A 19,242-nucleotide genomic window follows, 5' to 3' on the forward strand; every position below is an offset into this window, starting at 1 on the left:
CGCCCTGCCTATCGAGAATCGTTATGACCGACACCGTTAGCCTGACCCCGCCCGAACCCGTCGCGGAAATCGCCGCCGCCCAAGCCTTATCCATGGTGCCGGTCTCCAGCGAACAGCACCAACAACTCGACGCCAAAGCCGCTGAGTTTGTCGCCGCCATCCGTGCCGCCGAGGTCAACAGCGACGCGTTTAAAGACAAGCTCAATCTCATCCACACCTTAGGTAGCCAAGAACTCAGGGCAGCGGCTGGCATGTCCAACCGGATGCTGGCAAGGCCTAGCCATAGCCTCAGCAACGGCGGGGTATTTGACGAGAAAGCCCCTATCGGCAAAAGCCTGCTGGAATTGCGTAAAACCGTCGAAGCCCTAGACCCTAGCCAGCAAAATTTAGCAGCACCACGCAAATTGTTGGGCATCATCCCCTTAGGCAATAGGCTCCGGCACTATTTCCTGCAATACCAATCGGCACAAACGCAATTAGATAACATCGTCACGGCGTTATATAACGGGCAAGATGAGCTGCGCAAAGACAATGCGGCCATCGAAATCGAAAAAGCGCACTTGTGGGAGGTTATGGGCAAACTGGAGCAGTACATTTACCTGGGCAAACAATTAAGCGCCGCTCTGACCGCCACTATCCCCACCATAGAACAGCAATCCCCCGAAAAAGCCCGCATCATCAAAGAGGAAATGCTCTTTTACAGCCAGCAAAAAGTCCAAGATATGTTGACCCAACTGGCGGTCAGCGTCCAAGGCTATCTGGCTTTAGACATGGTGCGCAAAAATAACTTAGAACTGATCAAAGGCGTAGACCGGGCAACCACCACCACCTTATCGGCCTTACGCACCGCCGTGATGGTTTCGCAAGCCTTAACCAACCAAAAACTGGTCTTAAACCAAATCCAGGCCTTAAACACCACCACCAGCGATATGATCGCCAGTACCGCGCAACTGTTAAAACGCCAAGCGGGCGACATCGGCAACCAAGCCGCCGACACCACCCTAGAGCTGGACAAACTGAAAGCCGCTTTCGCCAACCTCTACCAAACTATGGACATGATGGCGGATTATAAAACTAAAGCCTTGGCGAATATGCAACTGACCGTAACCGCCTTATCAACTGAGATCGACAAAGCCAACGTCTATTTGAACCGCAGCCGCTCACAGGACACAACGGCTTGATAACCCGACCCGCTACCCAAAGAGACCGCCCATGAACCTACTGCGCACCGCTTTCCTAACCGGTTGTTTTGGCCTACTGCTCTTAGTGGCGGCTTGCGGCAAACCCACCGAACCTAAGACCGCAACCAACACCTTAACCCTACTGGCGGGTTCCGAACTCAAAGACTTAGAACCGATGTGGGCCAACCTGCAAGAGCAGACCGGGATACACCTGCAAATCACCTATACCGGCACCTTAGACGGGGCGGAAATTCTCAGCGATCCCAAGCAACATTACGATCTGGCGTGGTTTTCTCATGCCAAATACCTCACTCTGATGCAGGAAAAGCAAAAACTCATCCAAGCACAGGAAAAAATCGCCATTTCCCCCGTCATCCCCGCCATTAAAGAAAGTTTGGCAAAAAAATGGGGCTGGCTAGACCATCCGCAAGTGACGTGGACGCAATTGGCGGAAAAAATCCGCTCAGGGCAACTGACTTACGCCATGACCGATCCTGCCGCCTCCAATTCCGGCTTTTCGACGGTCATGAGCGTACAAGCGGCGTTAGCCAATAAGGGCGACGCGCTGACCGCCCAAGATGTCGATGCCGAAAAACTAAAAAGCTTTTTCAGCGGCCATGTCCTTACCGCAGGCAGCAGCGGCTTTTTAAGCAGCCTATTTTTACGCAACCAAGCCCAAGTCGGCGGGATTTTCAATTACGAAGCCGAATTGCTGAAACTTAACCGCAACCCCTTATTGCAAGAAAAGTTGGTGTTGCTCTATCCGCAAGAAGGCACAGTGATTGCCGACTACCCCTTACTGCTCTTAGCCAAAGACCAAGCGGCGAATTATCAAAAACTGGTCGATTACCTCAAGTCCGCCGCCTTCCAACAATGGCTGATGGACACTACCGACCGCCGCCCGGTGAATCCGGCGGTGGCCTTAGGGGCGCAATTCCCCAAAGGTTATTTGCTGGACATGCCCTTCCCTAATACCATCGCCACCGTCAACGAAATCCTCTTTGCTTATCTGAACGAACAGCGCCAGCCCAGCCATACTTATTTTGTCTTGGATGTCAGCGGTTCGATGGCCGGCTCAGGCATCGCCGCCCTGCAACAGGCGATGGCAAATTTAGCGGGGGCGGACACCACCTTAACCGGAAAATTCGCCCGTTTCAGAAACCGCGAACAAGTGACCCTGATTACCTTTAACCATCAAGTCCAAGACATCCGCCATTTCACCGTTGATAAAGAAGGCCACGTCCTGCAAGACATCGACGCTTACGTTAATGGCTTAACCACAACAGGCGGCACAGCAATTTTTAGCGCATTGGATGTTGCATATAAGCAAGCCACCCAAGCCAGAGCCGCCGACCCAAAACGCTTTTACTCCATCGTCCTAATGACCGACGGCCTCAATGAAGACGGTATGAGCTACACCGATTTTGTCCGCCTCTATCAGCAACACGCCGACTCAGCGGCGGCTATCAACACTTTCCCGATTATTTTTGGTAATGCCGACCCTAGCCAATTGCAAGCACTGGCTGCCTTAACGGGCGGGCAAGTATTTGATAGCCGTACCAACTCCTTAGCGGCGGCGTTTAAACAAATTCGGGGTTATCAATAACCATGCGGCGCGTTTTCTTATACATCTACAGCACCGCCAATATCGTCGGCTGCCTATTGGCAAGCATGGGATTGTTGGCGTTCTTTGCCGGATTTATCAAAAGCTTTTGGCTGTTTATCGTCCTCGGTTTATACGCCCTAGGCTATTTGCTCACCCCCAAGCCGCACACAATCAGCCTTATCAACAGCAGCGAAAGCCTAGACCAAGACTTAAGCCCCAAACTGGAAGCCTTAGTAAAAAAAATAGGCAAACGGCTACCGCCTAACCTCTTAAGCCAAGTCCATAGCATTAAAGCTAAGCTGCTGTTGATTTTACCGAAACTGGCGGCAATGGAAACAGGCGCGTATGACCTGCACGTCATTCGGCAAACCGTGGTGGATTATTTGCCGCAAATGCTCACGGCTTACCTGCAATTGCCGCCAGCTTTCGCCAAACTGCATAAAATGCGCAACGGCAAAACCGCCCAAGAAACCCTCAGCGAACAGCTGGATTTATTAGACGCACAACTCGAACGCATTGCCATCAGCATCACCAGCCAAGATGCCGAAGCCCTGATCGCCCAAGGCGAATTTTTAAAAGCGAAATTCGCCCGGCAGGATGATTGGCTTTAGCTAATGCACCGCAAACAACGGCTCCCCCGCCACTTTATAGCCAGGCTTGGCTAATTTCTCCCGCACCAGCTTATCCACTACCGGCTGGCATTCGGGTTGCTGCAAGGGTTGCCACGCTTTGTGTAACGCAGTAATCAGCTCAGACATCAACGCGTACAGCTTAGGGCGGGTTTGGCTATTTAAATCCGGTACGCCCTCAAACGCGGCGGCATGATGTTGTTGCCATTCGGCAAATAATTGCTTTTGGGTAGCTTTTGACGCGGCAATCTGCGCTTTAAAAAATGTTTCCGACCACGCTTCCGGCAAACCTTCGGCAACCGCCTGCGCTTTTAGCTTGGTGATAATCATCTGCTCGCGGGCACTGTCTTCAATCTCCACCTTTTGGTTCCACTTATACCGCGCCACATCTTCCGCTAATGCCAGCCGTTGCGCCATTAACGACACCACGGCTTCTAAAGGCTGCACACTCTCGCAAAAAGCGACGGCGGCACTCGCCGGACGGATAAATACAGTGGTGGCCAATAAGGCCATAATCATTAAGCGCATAGGGATACCTCTCTAAATAAGGAGAAAGCGGACTAAACCGCAAATTAAAATGTGTTTTTCATCGCCCGCAAGCGGCTAAAAACCGCCAAACTGTCACCGCCGGGCAAACCGGCCGCCTGTTGTAAGGCCGCATTATCGGTGCGTAAAAACGGGTTAGTCGCCAACTCTTCCGCCAAGGTGGACGGCACAGTCGGTTGCCCTACGGCGCGTAATTGCCTGACCCGCACCATTTTGTCTTGCAAGGCTTGATTGCCCGGCTCCACGCTTAAGGCAAAGCGGCCATTGGCCTCGGTATATTCATGGGCACAATATACCCGTGTACTGGCGGGCAGGGTTTTCAGTACCTGCAAAGAGTGCCAAAGCTGGCCGATAGTGCCGTCGAATAACCTGCCGCAACCCATCACAAACAAGGTATCACCGCAAAATAAGGCCTCAGCCTCGGCGATATAATAGCTGATATGGCCGCTGGTATGGCCGTGGGTGGCGATAACTTGTACGCTAGCTTGCCCTAAACCGAAGCGGTCTTGGTCATTCACCGCGTGACTGAGGCCAGGAATCCGCGCCCTGTCCACTGCCGCACCGATAATCTGGCAACCCGTTAAAGCTTGCAAATACAGATTCGCGCCGACATGATCGTGGTGGTGGTGGGTATTGAGGATATGCGTCAACCGCCAGCCGCGTTGCGCCAGTGCGTCCAGCACTGGCTGCGCCACCGCCGGGTCGACCACCGCCGTTACCCCGGTTTCCGGCTCATGGAGCAAATAAATATAATTATCGTTTAAAACAGGTAACTGGACGATGCTAAGCATAAGTGTCAACCGATGGGAACTCACATTACTTACAGCCGATGCAAAGGCTGTAATTCGCTAGGTCTTTTGGCGGTCGCTAATTTAGTGCGGGCATTATTTTCGGTGAAAAATTGGAACAAATGCTTACCCTGCCAAGCTTGCGCGCCCCTACCGTATAAAGTCTGATTAAGCAGAATAATTTCATCGCGCAACCGCGCCTCGCACTGGTTAGCAATAGCCCCTAAGGTGTTGGCGTTAAATTGTAGGCTACCCCAAGCCAACAACGCTTTTTGCGCGGCGGCGGCATCATTATCGGCACAGGCGGTACGCAGTTGCTTGACAATATCCCGCAAACGCAACTGCCGGGCCGCTTGCACCTCATCGACAACCAGGACGGGCTTAGCCTTGCCCCGCCACAGATACACCAACGTCACCAGCCACCCCAAAGCCATAAACGCCGCCAGCGACCATGGCAACACAATGTCGGCTGATGCAGCGGGCGGCAGAGCCGGAGCCGCTACGCTAGGCGTTTGCGCCGCCGATGGCGGAGCGGCAAGCGTAGGCGGGGCAGGTACGCTAGCGGCAGGCGCTTCATTCGCTCCCGCTACGACCGTCAACACAACTTCGGGTAAGGTAGCGACCGCCATTTGCTGAGTTTGGGTGTTAAACCACGGCAAAGTCATTGCAGGCAACACATAACGGCCCGGTTTAGAAGGTATCAAGGCAATTTTTTCTTCCCGCAACGCCACCAAACCATCGGCATTTTTTTGCTCTTTCAAGTTCGGTTGGTCAGGATACGCTTTCAAGTCGGCATTGTTCAAGACTTGGGCCAATTCCGGCAATTGCCCAACGGTTGTGCCTTTGGCCTGAATTTTCAGGGTGCGGGTCAAGGGTTCACCAACGTGCATTTGTGCAGGGTCGCCCGACCAGGTTTCGGTCAGTTCCAATTGCTCGGCGGGTAACCAATGCTGTCCGGCCGCCGCCGCAGGGGCGGCTTTAATATCCAGGCTTACCGCAGGCGATTCCACCCGCTTAGTTTTCGCCACAGGTGGGCTGAAAAAATTATTGTACACCGAACGCCCGGCACTCAGCACCTCGGCGGTGAGCACTAAAGGCTTAACGGTTAAAGTGCCGCTTTTTTGCGCAAATATCGCGTACTTACGCTCAGTAACCGAATAGCCCACCCCATTCACGTCAGTATTGTAATTGGCATCTTCACCGATTTTCTCAATCACCGCATCCGCTAGCTCCGGCTCGGACAATTGCGCCCGAGAAATTTCCACACGGGTATAAACCCGTACCGTGTAAATAATTTGAGCTTGGTTATAGGTTTGTGTTGGGGTGGCTTCGGCGGTCAAAAACAGCTCGTCATTGCGTTTGACATCCGGCATTTTGGCCTCTTGCTGGACTTGCACGGTCAACGGTGTCGTAACATCCGCGCCAAAATGGATAGCCGGCACTTGGACAGTACCCGCCGTCTTGGCCATGACATTCAATGTCCATTGCAAAACTCGGCTATGCTGGCCATTCACCCATGAGGCGGTACTGCCATGGTCTTGATGGAGTATCGAGAAATCTTGCGCCAAGGGGCTAAAGTCAGGGTCATCATCCGGCTCTTCGGTCGCGGTAAACACAATCTGGAACGAATCATTCAGATTGACCGGATTGCGGTCTACCGTTACCTGAATCTGCGCGGCCCAACTGTACGGCACAACCGCCAGCAAGCACAAGCACAGCAACAAGCGCCCAAGGTGGCGCGGGTTAATCAACAACAGTTTGTTAGCGTTCATCAGGACAAGTCAACAGAGGGGCAAAAAAGAGGGGGACAAATGGATTATAAAGTATATAAAGCCAAATAACCCATAATTCAAGCCAGATCATTGCAGAGCTTGCCTGTAGCCACTCTTATCGGACTGCCCGGATCGGCTAAGGCTAGCCGGACACGCTCAAACCTTATCCACCCACTCATAAAGCTCGGTTAAGGTCGGGTCGCATTTGCAACAACTGCCGCCGCAATCGGCTTCCAGCGACAGCTTACGGACTTTACCCTTGCTGACCCATTTCGCCAACATGCCGCGCAAAGCATCAGGCTCGACACCGAAATGGTTAACCAAATCCTTTAAGGCCACGCGCCGCTGTTGCTGCAAAAATTCGCGCAATTCCAAAATCATCGCTACGCCTCCTGATGATGGTTTTTATCGGTATGCCTACCCGTCAACCACAGTCCTAACCAGACCAAAGCAAACCCCATCAGCAGGCCGTTAATCCACAGTAAAGAATAAGCCGGATGCTGGGCGTAAGTCATCGCCTGATAAAACACCGTCGCCGCCAGATACGCCAAGCCTGTTGTCCAGCACAGCACAAAAATCGTCCAGCCCCGGTTGGTCTCGCGGTAAATCGCGGCGGTGGCGGTTACGCAGGGCGCGTACAATAAAATGAACAGCAAATAGGCAAACGCCCCCGCCTGACCGTCAAAACTGTGCTGCATCGCGGTAAAGGTAGCGGCTTTAACTTCCTGCTCGGCAGCGGCGGCACTCAAATCATCAACCGTGCCGATGTCCAAACCTAACGGGTCTAAGGCATTGTCAGCCACTTTGCGTAAATTTGTCGGGATGGTCAACGCCGCATCAGTTAAAGCCGTCACCAAATCAAACGCCGCTGGCGGAGCCGCCGGGCTACCGCCATCCGCACCCAACTGGCTGTACAGCGCATCTAAAGTACCGACCACCGCCTCTTTCGCTAAAATGCCCGTAAAAATGCCCACCGTCGCTTGCCAATTATCATCACGGATACCCATAGGCGCAAACGCCGGGGTCAAACTGCGGCCTATCGCGCTTAACACCGACTTGTCGCTGTTCTCGCGGCCAAAACTGCCGTCAGTACCGATACTGTTGAGAAAATTCAGCACCAGCACCATCGGCACAATCACCTTACCCGCATTGAGTAAAAACGCTTTCAGCCTATCCCATGTCCTTAAACAGACACCGCTGACGGTCGGCAAATGGTACGCGGGCAACTCCATAATAAACGGCGAGGTTTCGCCTTTAAACAAGGTATGGCGCATAATCAGCCCGGTCATCACCGCCACCGCAATACCCACCAGATATAAGCCGAACACCAAATTCTGCCCACCGACCGGAAAAAACGCAGCGGCAAACAAGGCATACACCGGCAAACGCGCCCCGCACGACATGAACGGGTTCATTAAATTGGTCAGCACCCTATCACGCTGATTTTCCAAAGTACGGGTCGCCATAATGGCAGGGACGTTACAGCCAAAACCGACAATCATCGGCACGAAAGACTTGCCCGGCAAGCCCATCATGCGCATAAACCGATCCATAACAAACGCCGCCCGCGCCATATAACCGGAATCTTCCAGCGCCGACAAAAACAAAAACAAAAACCCGACAATTGGAATAAACGTGGCAACGACTTGCACACCGCTACCGATACCGTGGGTAATCAGTACATTCAGCCATTCAGGCCAGCCCCAACCGGTCAGCACCAACCCCAAACCATCAACCAGTAACGCCCCGACGGTTTGGTCGAAAAAATCGACAAAAGCCGTACCGATATTAATGGTGAACATAAACATGGCGTACATGACCAGCAAAAACACCGGAATGCCTAAAAAACGGTTCAGCACGAAACGGTCGATCATTTCCGTGGTATGGCGGCTAACCTCGTTGATTTTGCAAACGCAGTGCTGGGTCAGTTGATTGACAAAACCGTAGCGGGCATCGGCGGCAAGAATATCAATGTCATCATCCGTCGCGTCGGCAACCCGCGCTTGCAAAGCGGCGACGGCTGGCAAAATCGCCGCCCCGCCGATGGCTTGCGCCAAGGTGTCTTCTTCCAACAAACGCAACGCCAACCACCGCGCATCACAAGGGTAAGCGTCAGCAGTAGCCTGCACCGCAGGCAACAGTTCGCTGACCGCCTGTTCTAAATCAGGGCAATAGGGAATAGCAATATGGGGAATGGGTTGGCTCTGGGCGGCCGCGTTAATGGCGGTTTTTAAAGCGCCAATGCCATGCTTGGCAGAGGCGGTAATAGGGATGACCGGACAGCCTAGCTGTTTGGACAGGGCTTCTATGTCGATTTTAATGCCGCGCCGCTTAACGGCATCCATCATATTCAGCACCAAAACCATCGGCACCCGCATCTCGACCAGTTGCGAGGTCAGATACAGGTTACGCTCAATACTCGATGCATCAATAATATTAATGACCAAATCGGCTTGCCGTGAGGCGACATAATCCCTGGCGACCTTTTCATCCAAAGACACTTGGTCATCGGCAGCCTCTAAGGAATAAGTGCCGGGCAAATCGACTAGCTCAATCAGCTTGCCGTCATGGCTATAATCGCCGGATTTTTTTTCGACCGTCACGCCCGGCCAATTGCCGACATGCTGTTTCGCACCCGTCAAGGCGTTAAATAAGGTAGTTTTACCGCAGTTGGGATTGCCGACCACCCCTACCGTAAAATCCGCAGCCATCACATTTTCTCAATCAATAAGATCGCCGCTTCGTCTTTACGCAAGGTCAAAGAAAAACCGCGCAGCTTAATTTCCACCGGGTCGCCCATCGGGGCGAAACGGGTGACGCTAAACGCCGTGCCAGGGGTCAGCCCCATCGCCAGCAAGCGTTTACGATAGGCTTTGCCGGATTGCTCAAAACCGACTATTTTCCCTAAATCACCAACATGAAGATTTTTTAAACTGAGGGCCATAACCGTATCCTTAGAGTGCGTGTGAAAACCGAGGAGAACGAGAAATTATCAATAATCATTCTCATTAATGATCACTATATCACAGATGGCCAGACAGTCAAAAAACCAATGTAAGCGTGTGCTAATAGTCGCCGCCGTCAAACCACTAGCAAACGCCAGCTATTTGTTTAAACGCATATTTATTGATAGCCACCAAGACTTCGGCAGAAAACCTAAGCGTGACTATGTCTGTCAACCCGCGCAAAAACGCCGAGTTTTGGCATAAAAAGCCCTAACAGTATGAATGGGTTTCAAAGGGGAAGCACCGACGGGCGGCGCAGAAGCTAAGCCGGGAAAGAGATTTTAGCGGCTAAATGACGCCGTAACGGCAACAACCGCCGCAAAGAAGACGCTTAAGCACACAGGCTTAAGCGTAAAACACAGATAAAGCAAGGCTTGCACAGCAAAAGATTACCGCAGCCCGTATATCGTGCCGGATCTAGTCGATAATAACGCACTTGTCACGCGAAGCGTCTACGCGGTCACGCAGTTCCTTACCCGGTTTAAAATGCGGCACATATTTTTTTGACAGTGTTACCGACTCGCCCGTTTTCGGGTTACGTCCGACCCGTGGAGGCCGCATGTGCAAAGAAAAACTGCCAAAACCTCTGATCTCGATCCGTTCGCCAGTAGATAATGCCTCATTCATTTTTTCAATGATACATTTAACTGCCAGCTCCACATCCTTCAAAGCAAGATTTGGCTGTTGTTTAGCTAAGGCTTCAATTAATTCGGATTTTGTCACATTCTATCCTATGTTTAAATCCACACCCGTACATCCGATGGGTGAAACGCCACCGATAAAAAAGGTGGGGCAGCTTCTCCGTCAGCGACGAGGTTTACCAAAAACGATAGCGCTGCAAGCGCAGCACTGCCACCTATCAATAATTCCTCTAAAGAGAGAAGTTTCGTTTTATAAATTCGGGGAAAAACCGCAGGCGGAAGGCGCATCTTAAAGATGCGCCCCCTGCCTGAAGCTTATTTTTCTATTTGCTTAAAGATGTCAGCAAAAGTCGGTGAACTGCTAACCGGTTGTGCGTGGTCTTTAATGGTATGGGTTTCTTCATCTTGCTCTTTAGCTTTAATGGACAAAGAAATAGATTTACTCTTTTTGTCTACACCGATGAATTTGGCTTCTAAAGTATCGCCTTCTTTCAACAGGGTACGCGCATCTTCAACGCGGTCGCGTTGGATTTCGGAAGCCCGCAGATAACCTTCAACGTGGTCGGCCAAAGTGACTACCGCGCCTTTAGCATCGACTTCTTTAATCGTGCCTTTGACTAAGCTGCCTTTTTCATGGGTCGCCAAAAAGTTTTGGAAAGGGTCTTGCTCCAGTTGCTTAATACCTAAAGAGATACGTTCGCGTTCGGAATCAACGGCCAAAATAACGGTTTCCAGCTCATCGCCTTTCTTAAAGTCACGGACTGAGGCTTCGCCGCCTTCTGCCCAAGAAATGTCGGACATGTGCACCAGACCGTCAATACCGCCTTCCAGACCAATAAAGATACCGAAATCAGTGATCGATTTGATTTTGCCGGAGATTTTGTCGCCTTTGTTATGAGTCGCCGCAAATTCATCCCAAGGGTTGGTTTTGCATTGTTTCATACCCAAAGAAATACGGCGGCGTTCTTCGTCGATTTCCAGAACCATAATTTCGACTTCATCGCCTAACTGTACCAGCTTAGAAGGGTTGACGTTCTTGTTAGTCCAGTCCATTTCAGAAACGTGGACCAAACCTTCAACACCTTCTTCAATCTCAACGAAACAGCCGTAGTCGGTCAAGTTGTTAACTTTACCGAACACGCGGGTGCCGGCTGGGTAGCGGCGGGCAATGTTTTGCCAAGGATCTTCGTTCATTTGCTTCATACCCAAAGACACACGGTTTTTGTCTTTGTCGTATTTCAGAACCTTAACCTTAATTTCTTGGCCAATTTCCACACACTCGGACGGATGACGTACCCGTCTCCATGCCATATCGGTAATGTGCAACAGACCGTCGATACCGCCCAGATCAATGAACGCGCCGTAATCGGTCAGGTTTTTGACCACACCGACCACTGCCGCGCCTTCTTCCAGCGTTTTCAGCAATTCTTCCCTTTCGGCACTGTATTCTTTTTCGACCACAGCACGGCGGGACAGGACGACATTGTTACGTTTTTGGTCAATTTTGATGACTTTAAAGTCAAGGTCGCGGTTTTCCAAGAACGTGGTGTCGCGGATAGGCCGGACATCGACTAATGAACCTGGCAAGAAGGCGCGTAAAGCACCGACAGCAACCGTGAAACCGCCACGGACTTTACCGGTGATACGGCCTACGATAGTCGCTTCTTTTTCAAACGCAGTTTCCAGTTCGGACCACGCTTTATTTTTCTTGGCTTTATCTCGGGAAAGAAGGGTAGCACCTAAACCGTCTTCAAATAAATCCAGGGCGACTTCAATTTCATCGCCGATAGCGACTTCCAATTCGCCATCGTTATTTAGAAATTGCCATTTGGGGATGACACCTTCTGATTTAGAATGGGTGCTGACGATGACCATATCGTTTTCGATGTCAATTACAGTACCCATTAACATGGCACCAGGACTCATTTTGGTTCTGGTTAAACTTTCTTCAAGTAATGCAGCAAAGCTTTCGCTCATTTTCTATTCCCAAGCTGGTCGGAACACCCCAGCCTTAATTGTATATGTTAAGTTAAAAAAACTGCCCAACCCTACCCCGCCCATCCTTAACGGATAAAGTCCAAGATTTGGGTTATCACAGCGTCAATTGTTATCTCAGAAGAATCAATAAAAAGCGCGCCGCTCGCCATGCTAAGCGGAGCAGTTGCCCGCTCCCTATCGCGGCGATCGCGTTCTTCTATGTCTTTTGCTAAGCCCATAAGATTAGCATCAATTCCTTTTTCTTTCAACTGTTTATATCGGCGTTCCGCTCTTTTTATGCTACTTGCCGTTAAAAACACCTTATGGGCGGCATCGGGGAAAACCACTGTGCCCATATCTCTGCCATCCGCCACCAATCCTGGCAGCTGTTTGAAATCCTGTTGCTTTTGCAGCAGCACCGCCCGGACTTCCGGCAAGGCCGCGATGATGGACGCGGCATTGCCAGTGGTTTCCAACCCTAACTGCGCCGTTATGTCCAAGCCGTTCAGCTTGACCACCAATTCGTCGCCGCATTCAAACGCCAACACCAGCGCTTGCGCCACGCCAACAATAGCGGCAACATCGTCCAAAGCCACATTTTGTTGTAACACGGCAATCGCCAAAGAGCGGTAAATCGAGCCGCTATCCAGATAATGCCAGCCCAAGCGTTTAGCCAACAGGCGGCTTACCGTCCCCTTGCCCGCACCGCTAGGGCCATCTATGGTCAATACCGGAACCGCCATACTTAAGCTCCGGTGCAGACTAAATCCAAACCTAAAGCCTTAACCAAGTCTTTGAACTCAGGGAAAGACGTGTTGACGTTGGCACAATCCAAAACAGTAATCGGGGCTTGGGCGCGTAACCCGGCAATGGAGAACGACATGGCAATCCGGTGGTCGCCGTGCGATTCGACCACGCCGCCGCCAATCGGCTTACCGCCTTGAATAACCATACCGTCTGGGGTAGGCTGCGCATCCACGCCCAAAATCAACAAGCCGTCCGCCATCACTTGGATACGGTCAGATTCTTTCACCCGCAACTCTTCCGCCCCACTTAACCGGGTTTGGCCTTGTGCACAGGCAGCAGCGACAAACAGCACCGGAAATTCGTCAATTGCCAACGGCACCAAATGTTCAGGAATATCAATTCCCGTCAACGGGCTGTAAATGACATGCAAATCGGCTACCGGTTCGCCGCCCACTTCACGCTCGTTCAACACCTCAATGTTCGCACCCATTAAGCGCAAAATATCAATCACGCCGGTACGGGTCGGGTTAATGCCGACATGCTTTAACGTCACATCTGAGCCGGGGGCAATAGACGCGCCGACCAAGAAAAATGCCGCCGAAGAAATGTCGCTAGGCACATCAATGTCCATCGCCTTTAAGCTGCCTTCGGCGGAAATCATCGCCGTGCTGCCTTCGCGTGTGACCGGATAAGCAAAGCCCGCCAACATCCGTTCGGTATGGTCACGGGTCGGCGCCGGTTCGGTGACACGGGTTTCGCCCTGCGCATACATGCCCGCCAACAATAGGCAAGACTTCACCTGCGCACTCGCCATCGGCATGGTGTAATCAATCGCAGTCAACTGCCCGGCTTTGCCGGTAATCTGCAAAGGTGCCGTGCCTTGTTCGGTGGTCTTAATATCCGCACCCATTTTCGCCAACGGATCGGTAACGCGCTTCATCGGACGGCCTGATAAGGACTTGTCGCCCGTCAACACCGAATTAAACGGCTGTCCGGCCAACAAACCGCTTAACAAGCGCATCGACGTACCGGAGTTACCCAAATACAGCGCGTTTTTAGGTTCTTTCAAGCCGTGTTTGCCGACCCCGTGGATAGTCACACAACCGTTGCTAGGGCCTTCAATCTCCACGCCCATATCCCGGAACGCCTGCAAAGTCGCCAACGCGTCTTCCGCTTCAAGAAAACCCGTGACATGGGTCACGCCTTCCGCTAAAGAGCCAAGCATAATCGAGCGGTGCGACATGGATTTATCGCCAGGAACGCGGGTCTCGCCGCATAGTTTGCCGCCGGGTTGGATAGTAAAGGTGATGGATTTTGACATAGTGGTGTGTGGTTAATGAAAGGGTGGTTAAAAAATTAAAATTGATCTTAAACAGACACTTGGCGTATAAATATCACCCGCCGACATAATGTCTATCCTTGCTCAAACTGGCCGCTCAAACTGCTCCAAAAAACGTTCCCGCGCCGTTTGGGCATAAGCAAACGTGGCAAACAATTGCGCATAATCATCCGCTGCCAGCAGGGCGTGGATCTTTGCCAATTCCGTTCTTAGTTGCTCAATTAAAGGCAAAATCTCCTGTTTATTCGCCGTGCAAATCGCCGCCCACATGGTCGGGTCGCTGGAGGCGATACGGGTAAAATCCTTAAACCCTCCGGCGGCATATTTAAAAATCTCGCTTTGCTCGTCCTTATGCCCCAGCATATCGACCAGTGCGAAGGCCAGAACGTGCGGCAAGTGGCTAGTCGCCGCCAAGACGCTGTCATGGTGTTGCGCATCCATCAGCGACACAACCGAACCTAAGCCCTGCCAAAACGCTTGGACTTTCGCCAAAGCACTGGCATCGGTGTCTGCCACCGGGGTAATAATCAGGCGCTTATGCGCAAACAAGCCTTCCACCGCCGCCGACACGCCGCTTTGCTCGCCGCCGGCAATCGGATGGGCGGGGACGAGATTATCCGGCACATAACCAAACACCGCTTCTGCCGCCGCCAATACACTGCCTTTGGTGCTGCCGACATCGGTATAAACGGTTTCCACCGACCAATGCGGCTTCAATAAACCCAGCACCGCCGCCGTGGTCGCCACTGGCGTGGCAATCACCACACAATCGGCATGGGCGACAGCGGCGGCAATGTCGAGATAAAATTCGTCAATCACGCCGAGTTGCTTGGCAAGCTGGAGATTAGCCAAATCTTGGTCACGCCCAAAACCGACAATACGGGCCGCCAAGTTCTGCACCCGCGCCGTTCTGGCGACAGATCCCCCTATCAGCCCTACACCGATAACGCACAGCGTGTTAAACATCACCGCAGGACATCTGCCAAGGCTTGCAAAAACACCGCATTTTCAGCGGCTGTACCAATACTGATACGTAAAAAATTCGGCATTTCATAGTTCGCCACTGGCCTGACAATAACGCCTTTATGCAGCAGGGCATCATAAACAGGCAAACCTTCACGGCCTATATCAACCGAAACAAAGTTACCCGCCGACGGTATCCACGCCAAGCCCAAAACCTTAAAGCCCTCAGTCAATTGCTGCATCCCTTCGCTGTTATTGGTGATAGTATTGTGTAAATGTTCGCTATCCGCCAAGGCCGCTTCCGCTGCCGCCAAAGCTAAGCTGTTATTATTAAACGGTTGGCGGACGCGGTTTAAAATGTCGGCCAGTTCCGGGCTGGACAAGCTGTAACCGACCCGTAACCCTGCTAAGCCGTAAGCTTTAGAGAATGTGCGGGTAATGAGCAAATTAGGGTATTTTTGCAGCCAAGCGATAGAATCGCCTCCCCCCGCTTGCTGGACAAATTCAAAATACGCCTCATCCAACACGCAGATGACCGTCTCCGGCAGGGCGGCAATAAACGCCTCCAGCTCGGCTTGCGCCAACAGCGTCCCCGTCGGGTTGTTGGGGTTGGCGATAAACACCAGCCGTGTTTGCGCAGTGACAGCGGCGGCCATTGCCGCCAAATCATGACCATAATCGCGGGCAGGCACAACAATCGCCGTTGCCCCGACCGCTTGAGTCACTAAAGGATAAACTGCAAACGCATGTTGCGAGAACACCACGGCCAGTTCAGGAGTCAGAAACGCCCGCGCCACCAATTCCAAAATCTCATTAGAACCATTGCCCAACGTGATTTGGCTGGCATCTAAGCCGTACTTTGCCGCCAGAGCTTGCTTTAAATGAAAACCGCTACCGTCAGGGTATAAGGCCAAATCGGCGAGTACCGCCTGCATTGCCGCCACCGCCTTAGGGCTAGGGCCCAAAGGATTTTCATTAGAGGCCAGTTTAATAATCTGCGTCAAACCCAACTCGCGTTCCAATTCTTCAATCGGTTTTCCGGCTTTATAAGGGATGAGTTTTTGCACACCCGCAACAGCGAGTTGGTAAATAGTCGGTTTGTTCATGACGTAAATAAAATCGGTGATAATTCAATTAGTGGGCAAATATTTCGGCCAAGTCGATGGCCAGATCCGGGAATAGCCAAGGTGCCGCCTGATCATACCGGGAAAACATGGCGGTTAACTGGTATTTTTCTGTCGTTTCGTCCAACACAAATTGCGATACGGTCGCCTCGTAGGGATACACCAACCAATACTCTTTTACCCCCGCTTCCTGATAGAGCTGGAATTTAGTTTGGGTGTCTTTTTGCGCCGTACTTTTGGACAAAATCTCAATAATCCAGTCGGGTGCGCCTAAGCAGCCTTTAGGGTCAAGCTTACCGCCATCGCAGACCACACATAAATCCGGCTGCACCACTGTGTAAATGTCTTGGTTAGCGACCAACGACTTTTTTCGGTCATATAGGCGCACATCAAAAGGGGCATGGAATGCTTGGCAAGGCTTACCTTTCAAATACCCGCCTATCTCCACCAGCAAATTCCTAGAAATCCGCTGATGGCGCAAGTTCGGAGCCGGACTCATCAGCGACACTTTACCGCGCAACAATTCGACCGCCTCATCAAACCGCCACGTCAGATAATCAGCATAGGAGTAAGTGCGGCCTAAATCCAATTGCGAAAAGTGGCTTATTTTGCTCATGCCCCTAAAAAACCGCTTTCGGATAAGAGCCTAATATTTTCAACATATTCACCTTATCGCGTAAAGATATTAGGGCTTGCGCCACCGCACTGTCATTGGCATGGCCTTGAATATCAATAAAAAACACATAATCCCACAACCCTTGATGCGATGGCCTGGACTCGATATTCACCATATCCACGCCAAATGTCGCGAACGGCTCCAGCATCCGGTGTAAAGCCCCCGGCTTATTGCCTGTCGAAACCACCAGCGAAGTTTTATCCTTACCTGTCGACGTGGAAATTTGCTGGCCAACAATAATAAAGCGCGTGGTATTGTTGGCAATATCTTCAATATTTTTTTCGATGACAGGCAACTGATACACCTCAGCGGCGGCAATCCCGGCAATGGCGGCCACCCCTTTATTCGCCGCCGCCAGCCGCGCCGCTTCGGCATTGCTGTTGACCGCCGCCCGCTGCGCGTGGGGCAAATGCTTATCCAACCATTGCCGACATTGCGCCAAAGATTGCTGATGCGAATACACCGTCGTAATGTCGGCCAGATTTTCCGCCAAACTTAACAGGTTTTGATGCACCCTGATTTCCACCTCGCCGCAAATTTTCAACGGCGACACCAACAAGCGGTCTAAAGTATGGCTAATCACCCCTTCCGTAGAGTTTTCTACCGGCACCACCCCAAACGGGCATAACTGGGTTTCGACCGCATTAAAAATTTCATTAATCGTGGCGACCGGCACCGTTTTCACCGCATGGCCAAAATGCTTGAACGCCGCCTGCTGGGTAAATGTGCCTTCCGGCCCCAAAAAAGCCACTTCCAGCGGTTTTTCCAACGCCAAACAAGCGGACATAATTTCCCGGAAAAAACGGATCGCCGTTTCATCCGGCAAAGGGCCTTGGTTCAATTCTTGAATCCGCCGCAACACCAAAGACTCGCGGTCAGGCCGATAAAACGTCCCCTGCTCGCCCTGGGCCATTTTCGTCCTGGCGACTTCCTGCGCACATTTCGCCCGCTGATTCAGCAAGTCCAGCATCTGCGCATCCAGCGCGTCGATTTTTTCCCGAAGTTCAGCAAGTGGCGTAATGGCGGTCATAGCGGCGTTATCCTGTAAACAATTAATGGCTGCGTTCAAATTCCGCCATAAAGGCGATCAACGCTTCCACACCCGCATCCGGCATAGCATTGTAAATACTCGCCCGCATCCCACCGACTGAGCGGTGGCCTTTCAGCTCATACAAACCCTGCGCTTCGGCAGCACTGATAAACGCCTTATCCAGCCCATCATCCGCTAAAATAAACGGCACGTTCATCCGCGAACGGTAAGGGATGGAGACCGGATTATGGTATAAGGCCGATTGGTCGATAGCCTGATACAGCTTTGCCGCCTTAGCGATATTGCGTTGCTCTATCGCGGCGACCCCGCCTTGCGCTTGCAACCATTTCAAAACCAAGCCGACCAGATACCAATTATAAGTGGCGGGCGTGTTGAGCATAGACTGGTTTTTCGCCTGTTCGGCATAATTGAACACCGACGGCGTAGTTTTAGGGGCATGGCCGATTAAATCATCGCGGACGATAACAATCGTCACACCCGACGGCCCCATATTCTTCTGGGTTCCGGCATAAATTAGGCCGAATTGGCTAATATCGACCGGGCGCGACAGAATATTAGACGACATATCCGACACCAAAGGCAGGCCTTTACTGTCAGGAATATCAGGAAACTCCACACCGTGGATCGTTTCGTTAGACGTGTAATGCAAATAAGCCGCATCACTGTCGATGAACCAAGTGGCAGATTCCGGCACATGCGAATAATGCTCCGCCTCGGAACTGGCCGTAAGGACAACCTCACAATAATTTTGCGCATCACTGACGGCTTTTTCCGACCACGCCCCGGTCTTGATATAACAAGCCTTCGTCTTGCCGTTTAACAGGTTTTGCGGGATTAAAGAGAACTGCGCCGACGCGCCGCCCTGTAAAAACAACACCTTATAGTTATCAGGAATCGCCAACAAACTCCGCAGATCACTTTCCAGCTCTTCGGCGATAATGGCGAAATGCTTACCCCTATGGCTCATTTCCATCACCGACATGCCGCTACCCCGCCATTCCAACAGCTCTTGTTGGGCTTGTAGCAACACCGATTCCGGCAAAGTGGAAGGGCCGGCACTGAAATTGTAAACTCTGGACATTAGGATTCTCTTTGTATTTAGATGTGTATTTTATAAACCCAGTGCAATCATAGCAGAACCGCCAATAGGCTAACGCCTGCTTATTCATCAATGGAAAGAATGGCTTAATAGCAAAA

18 protein-coding genes are annotated in these 19,242 nt (G+C 51.7%); 3 read left to right on the forward strand and 15 right to left on the reverse strand.

Annotation, left to right across the window (positions count from 1 at the left end; all coding sequences use genetic code 11):
- Positions 1-23: 23 nt before the first annotated feature.
- Genes CEK71_RS15995 through CEK71_RS16005 form a run of 3 tightly spaced genes read left to right on the forward strand, consistent with a single transcriptional unit; the run spans position 24 to position 3,398 of the window.
- Positions 24-1,181 (forward strand): toxic anion resistance protein, encoded by a 1,158-nt coding sequence (locus tag CEK71_RS15995; protein ID WP_088620314.1) that lies wholly within the window; start codon positions 24-26, stop codon positions 1,179-1,181.
- 31 nt (positions 1,182-1,212) lie between these two features.
- Positions 1,213-2,787: a VWA domain-containing protein gene (locus tag CEK71_RS16000; protein WP_088620315.1), complete on the forward strand. Its 1,575-nt coding sequence runs from the start codon at positions 1,213-1,215 to the stop codon at positions 2,785-2,787.
- A 2-nt stretch (positions 2,788-2,789) separates the two neighbouring features.
- Entirely contained in the window at positions 2,790-3,398 is a 609-nt protein-coding gene (locus tag CEK71_RS16005; protein ID WP_088620316.1) for a hypothetical protein, read from the forward strand.
- Here the strand turns inward: CEK71_RS16005 and aroQ are convergent, their stop codons facing one another.
- The 15 genes from aroQ to serC all read right to left on the reverse strand — a co-directional run bounded on the left by aroQ (position 3,399) and on the right by serC (position 19,126).
- Positions 3,399-3,944: a gamma subclass chorismate mutase AroQ gene (aroQ, locus tag CEK71_RS16010; protein WP_088620317.1), complete on the reverse strand. Its 546-nt coding sequence runs from the start codon at positions 3,942-3,944 to the stop codon at positions 3,399-3,401.
- 44 nt (positions 3,945-3,988) lie between these two features.
- The gene (gene gloB, locus CEK71_RS16015; protein ID WP_088620318.1) at positions 3,989-4,753 is read right to left on the reverse strand and encodes a hydroxyacylglutathione hydrolase; all 765 of its coding nucleotides are present in this window, start codon (positions 4,751-4,753) and stop codon (positions 3,989-3,991) included.
- A gap of 29 nt (positions 4,754-4,782) precedes the next feature.
- Complete coding sequence (locus CEK71_RS16020) at positions 4,783-6,522, reverse strand: BatD family protein (protein WP_088620319.1); 1,740 nt, start codon at positions 6,520-6,522, stop codon at positions 4,783-4,785.
- Between the two features lie 156 nt (positions 6,523-6,678).
- A complete protein-coding gene (locus CEK71_RS16025; protein ID WP_088620320.1) occupies positions 6,679-6,903 on the reverse strand; it encodes a FeoC-like transcriptional regulator in 225 nt (74 codons plus the stop codon).
- Between the two features lie 2 nt (positions 6,904-6,905).
- Entirely contained in the window at positions 6,906-9,233 is a 2,328-nt protein-coding gene (gene feoB / locus CEK71_RS16030; protein WP_088620321.1) for a Fe(2+) transporter permease subunit FeoB, read from the reverse strand.
- On the reverse strand, positions 9,233-9,466 hold the full coding sequence (locus tag CEK71_RS16035) for a FeoA family protein (protein WP_088620322.1): 234 nt from the start codon (positions 9,464-9,466) through the stop codon (positions 9,233-9,235). Before CEK71_RS16035 ends, feoB begins: the two co-directional genes overlap by 1 nt.
- A gap of 478 nt (positions 9,467-9,944) precedes the next feature.
- Positions 9,945-10,250, reverse strand: coding sequence for an integration host factor subunit beta (locus tag CEK71_RS16045; protein WP_088620324.1), 306 nt, complete (start codon positions 10,248-10,250; stop codon positions 9,945-9,947).
- A gap of 233 nt (positions 10,251-10,483) precedes the next feature.
- Positions 10,484-12,145, reverse strand: a complete 1,662-nt coding sequence (rpsA, locus tag CEK71_RS16050; RefSeq protein ID WP_088620325.1) for a 30S ribosomal protein S1 — start codon at positions 12,143-12,145, stop codon at positions 10,484-10,486.
- Positions 12,146-12,231: 86 nt separating this feature from the next.
- Positions 12,232-12,888 carry a (d)CMP kinase gene (gene cmk, locus CEK71_RS16055; protein WP_088620326.1) on the reverse strand — a complete coding sequence of 219 codons (657 nt, stop codon included), beginning with the start codon at positions 12,886-12,888 and terminating at the stop codon, positions 12,232-12,234.
- 2 nt (positions 12,889-12,890) lie between these two features.
- Positions 12,891-14,213 (reverse strand): 3-phosphoshikimate 1-carboxyvinyltransferase, encoded by a 1,323-nt coding sequence (gene aroA / locus CEK71_RS23250; RefSeq protein ID WP_198328267.1) that lies wholly within the window; start codon positions 14,211-14,213, stop codon positions 12,891-12,893.
- 102 nt (positions 14,214-14,315) lie between these two features.
- Entirely contained in the window at positions 14,316-15,197 is an 882-nt protein-coding gene (locus CEK71_RS23255) for a prephenate dehydrogenase (protein ID WP_198328596.1), read from the reverse strand.
- Positions 15,197-16,300 carry a histidinol-phosphate transaminase gene (hisC, locus tag CEK71_RS16065; RefSeq protein ID WP_088620327.1) on the reverse strand — a complete coding sequence of 368 codons (1,104 nt, stop codon included), beginning with the start codon at positions 16,298-16,300 and terminating at the stop codon, positions 15,197-15,199. Before hisC ends, CEK71_RS23255 begins: the two co-directional genes overlap by 1 nt.
- Before the next feature lie 28 nt (positions 16,301-16,328).
- Positions 16,329-16,934, reverse strand: coding sequence for a Uma2 family endonuclease (locus CEK71_RS16070; protein ID WP_088620328.1), 606 nt, complete (start codon positions 16,932-16,934; stop codon positions 16,329-16,331).
- A gap of 4 nt (positions 16,935-16,938) precedes the next feature.
- A complete protein-coding gene (pheA, locus tag CEK71_RS16075) occupies positions 16,939-18,024 on the reverse strand; it encodes a prephenate dehydratase (RefSeq protein ID WP_088621663.1) in 1,086 nt (361 codons plus the stop codon).
- Positions 18,025-18,046: 22 nt separating this feature from the next.
- Positions 18,047-19,126, reverse strand: a complete 1,080-nt coding sequence (gene serC / locus CEK71_RS16080) for a 3-phosphoserine/phosphohydroxythreonine transaminase (protein WP_088620329.1) — start codon at positions 19,124-19,126, stop codon at positions 18,047-18,049.
- Positions 19,127-19,242 lie beyond the last annotated feature (116 nt).

Origin of the sequence: Methylovulum psychrotolerans (assembly GCF_002209385.1) — a bacterium.
In the GTDB taxonomy this organism is placed as follows: Bacteria; Pseudomonadota; Gammaproteobacteria; order Methylococcales; family Methylomonadaceae; genus Methylovulum; species Methylovulum psychrotolerans.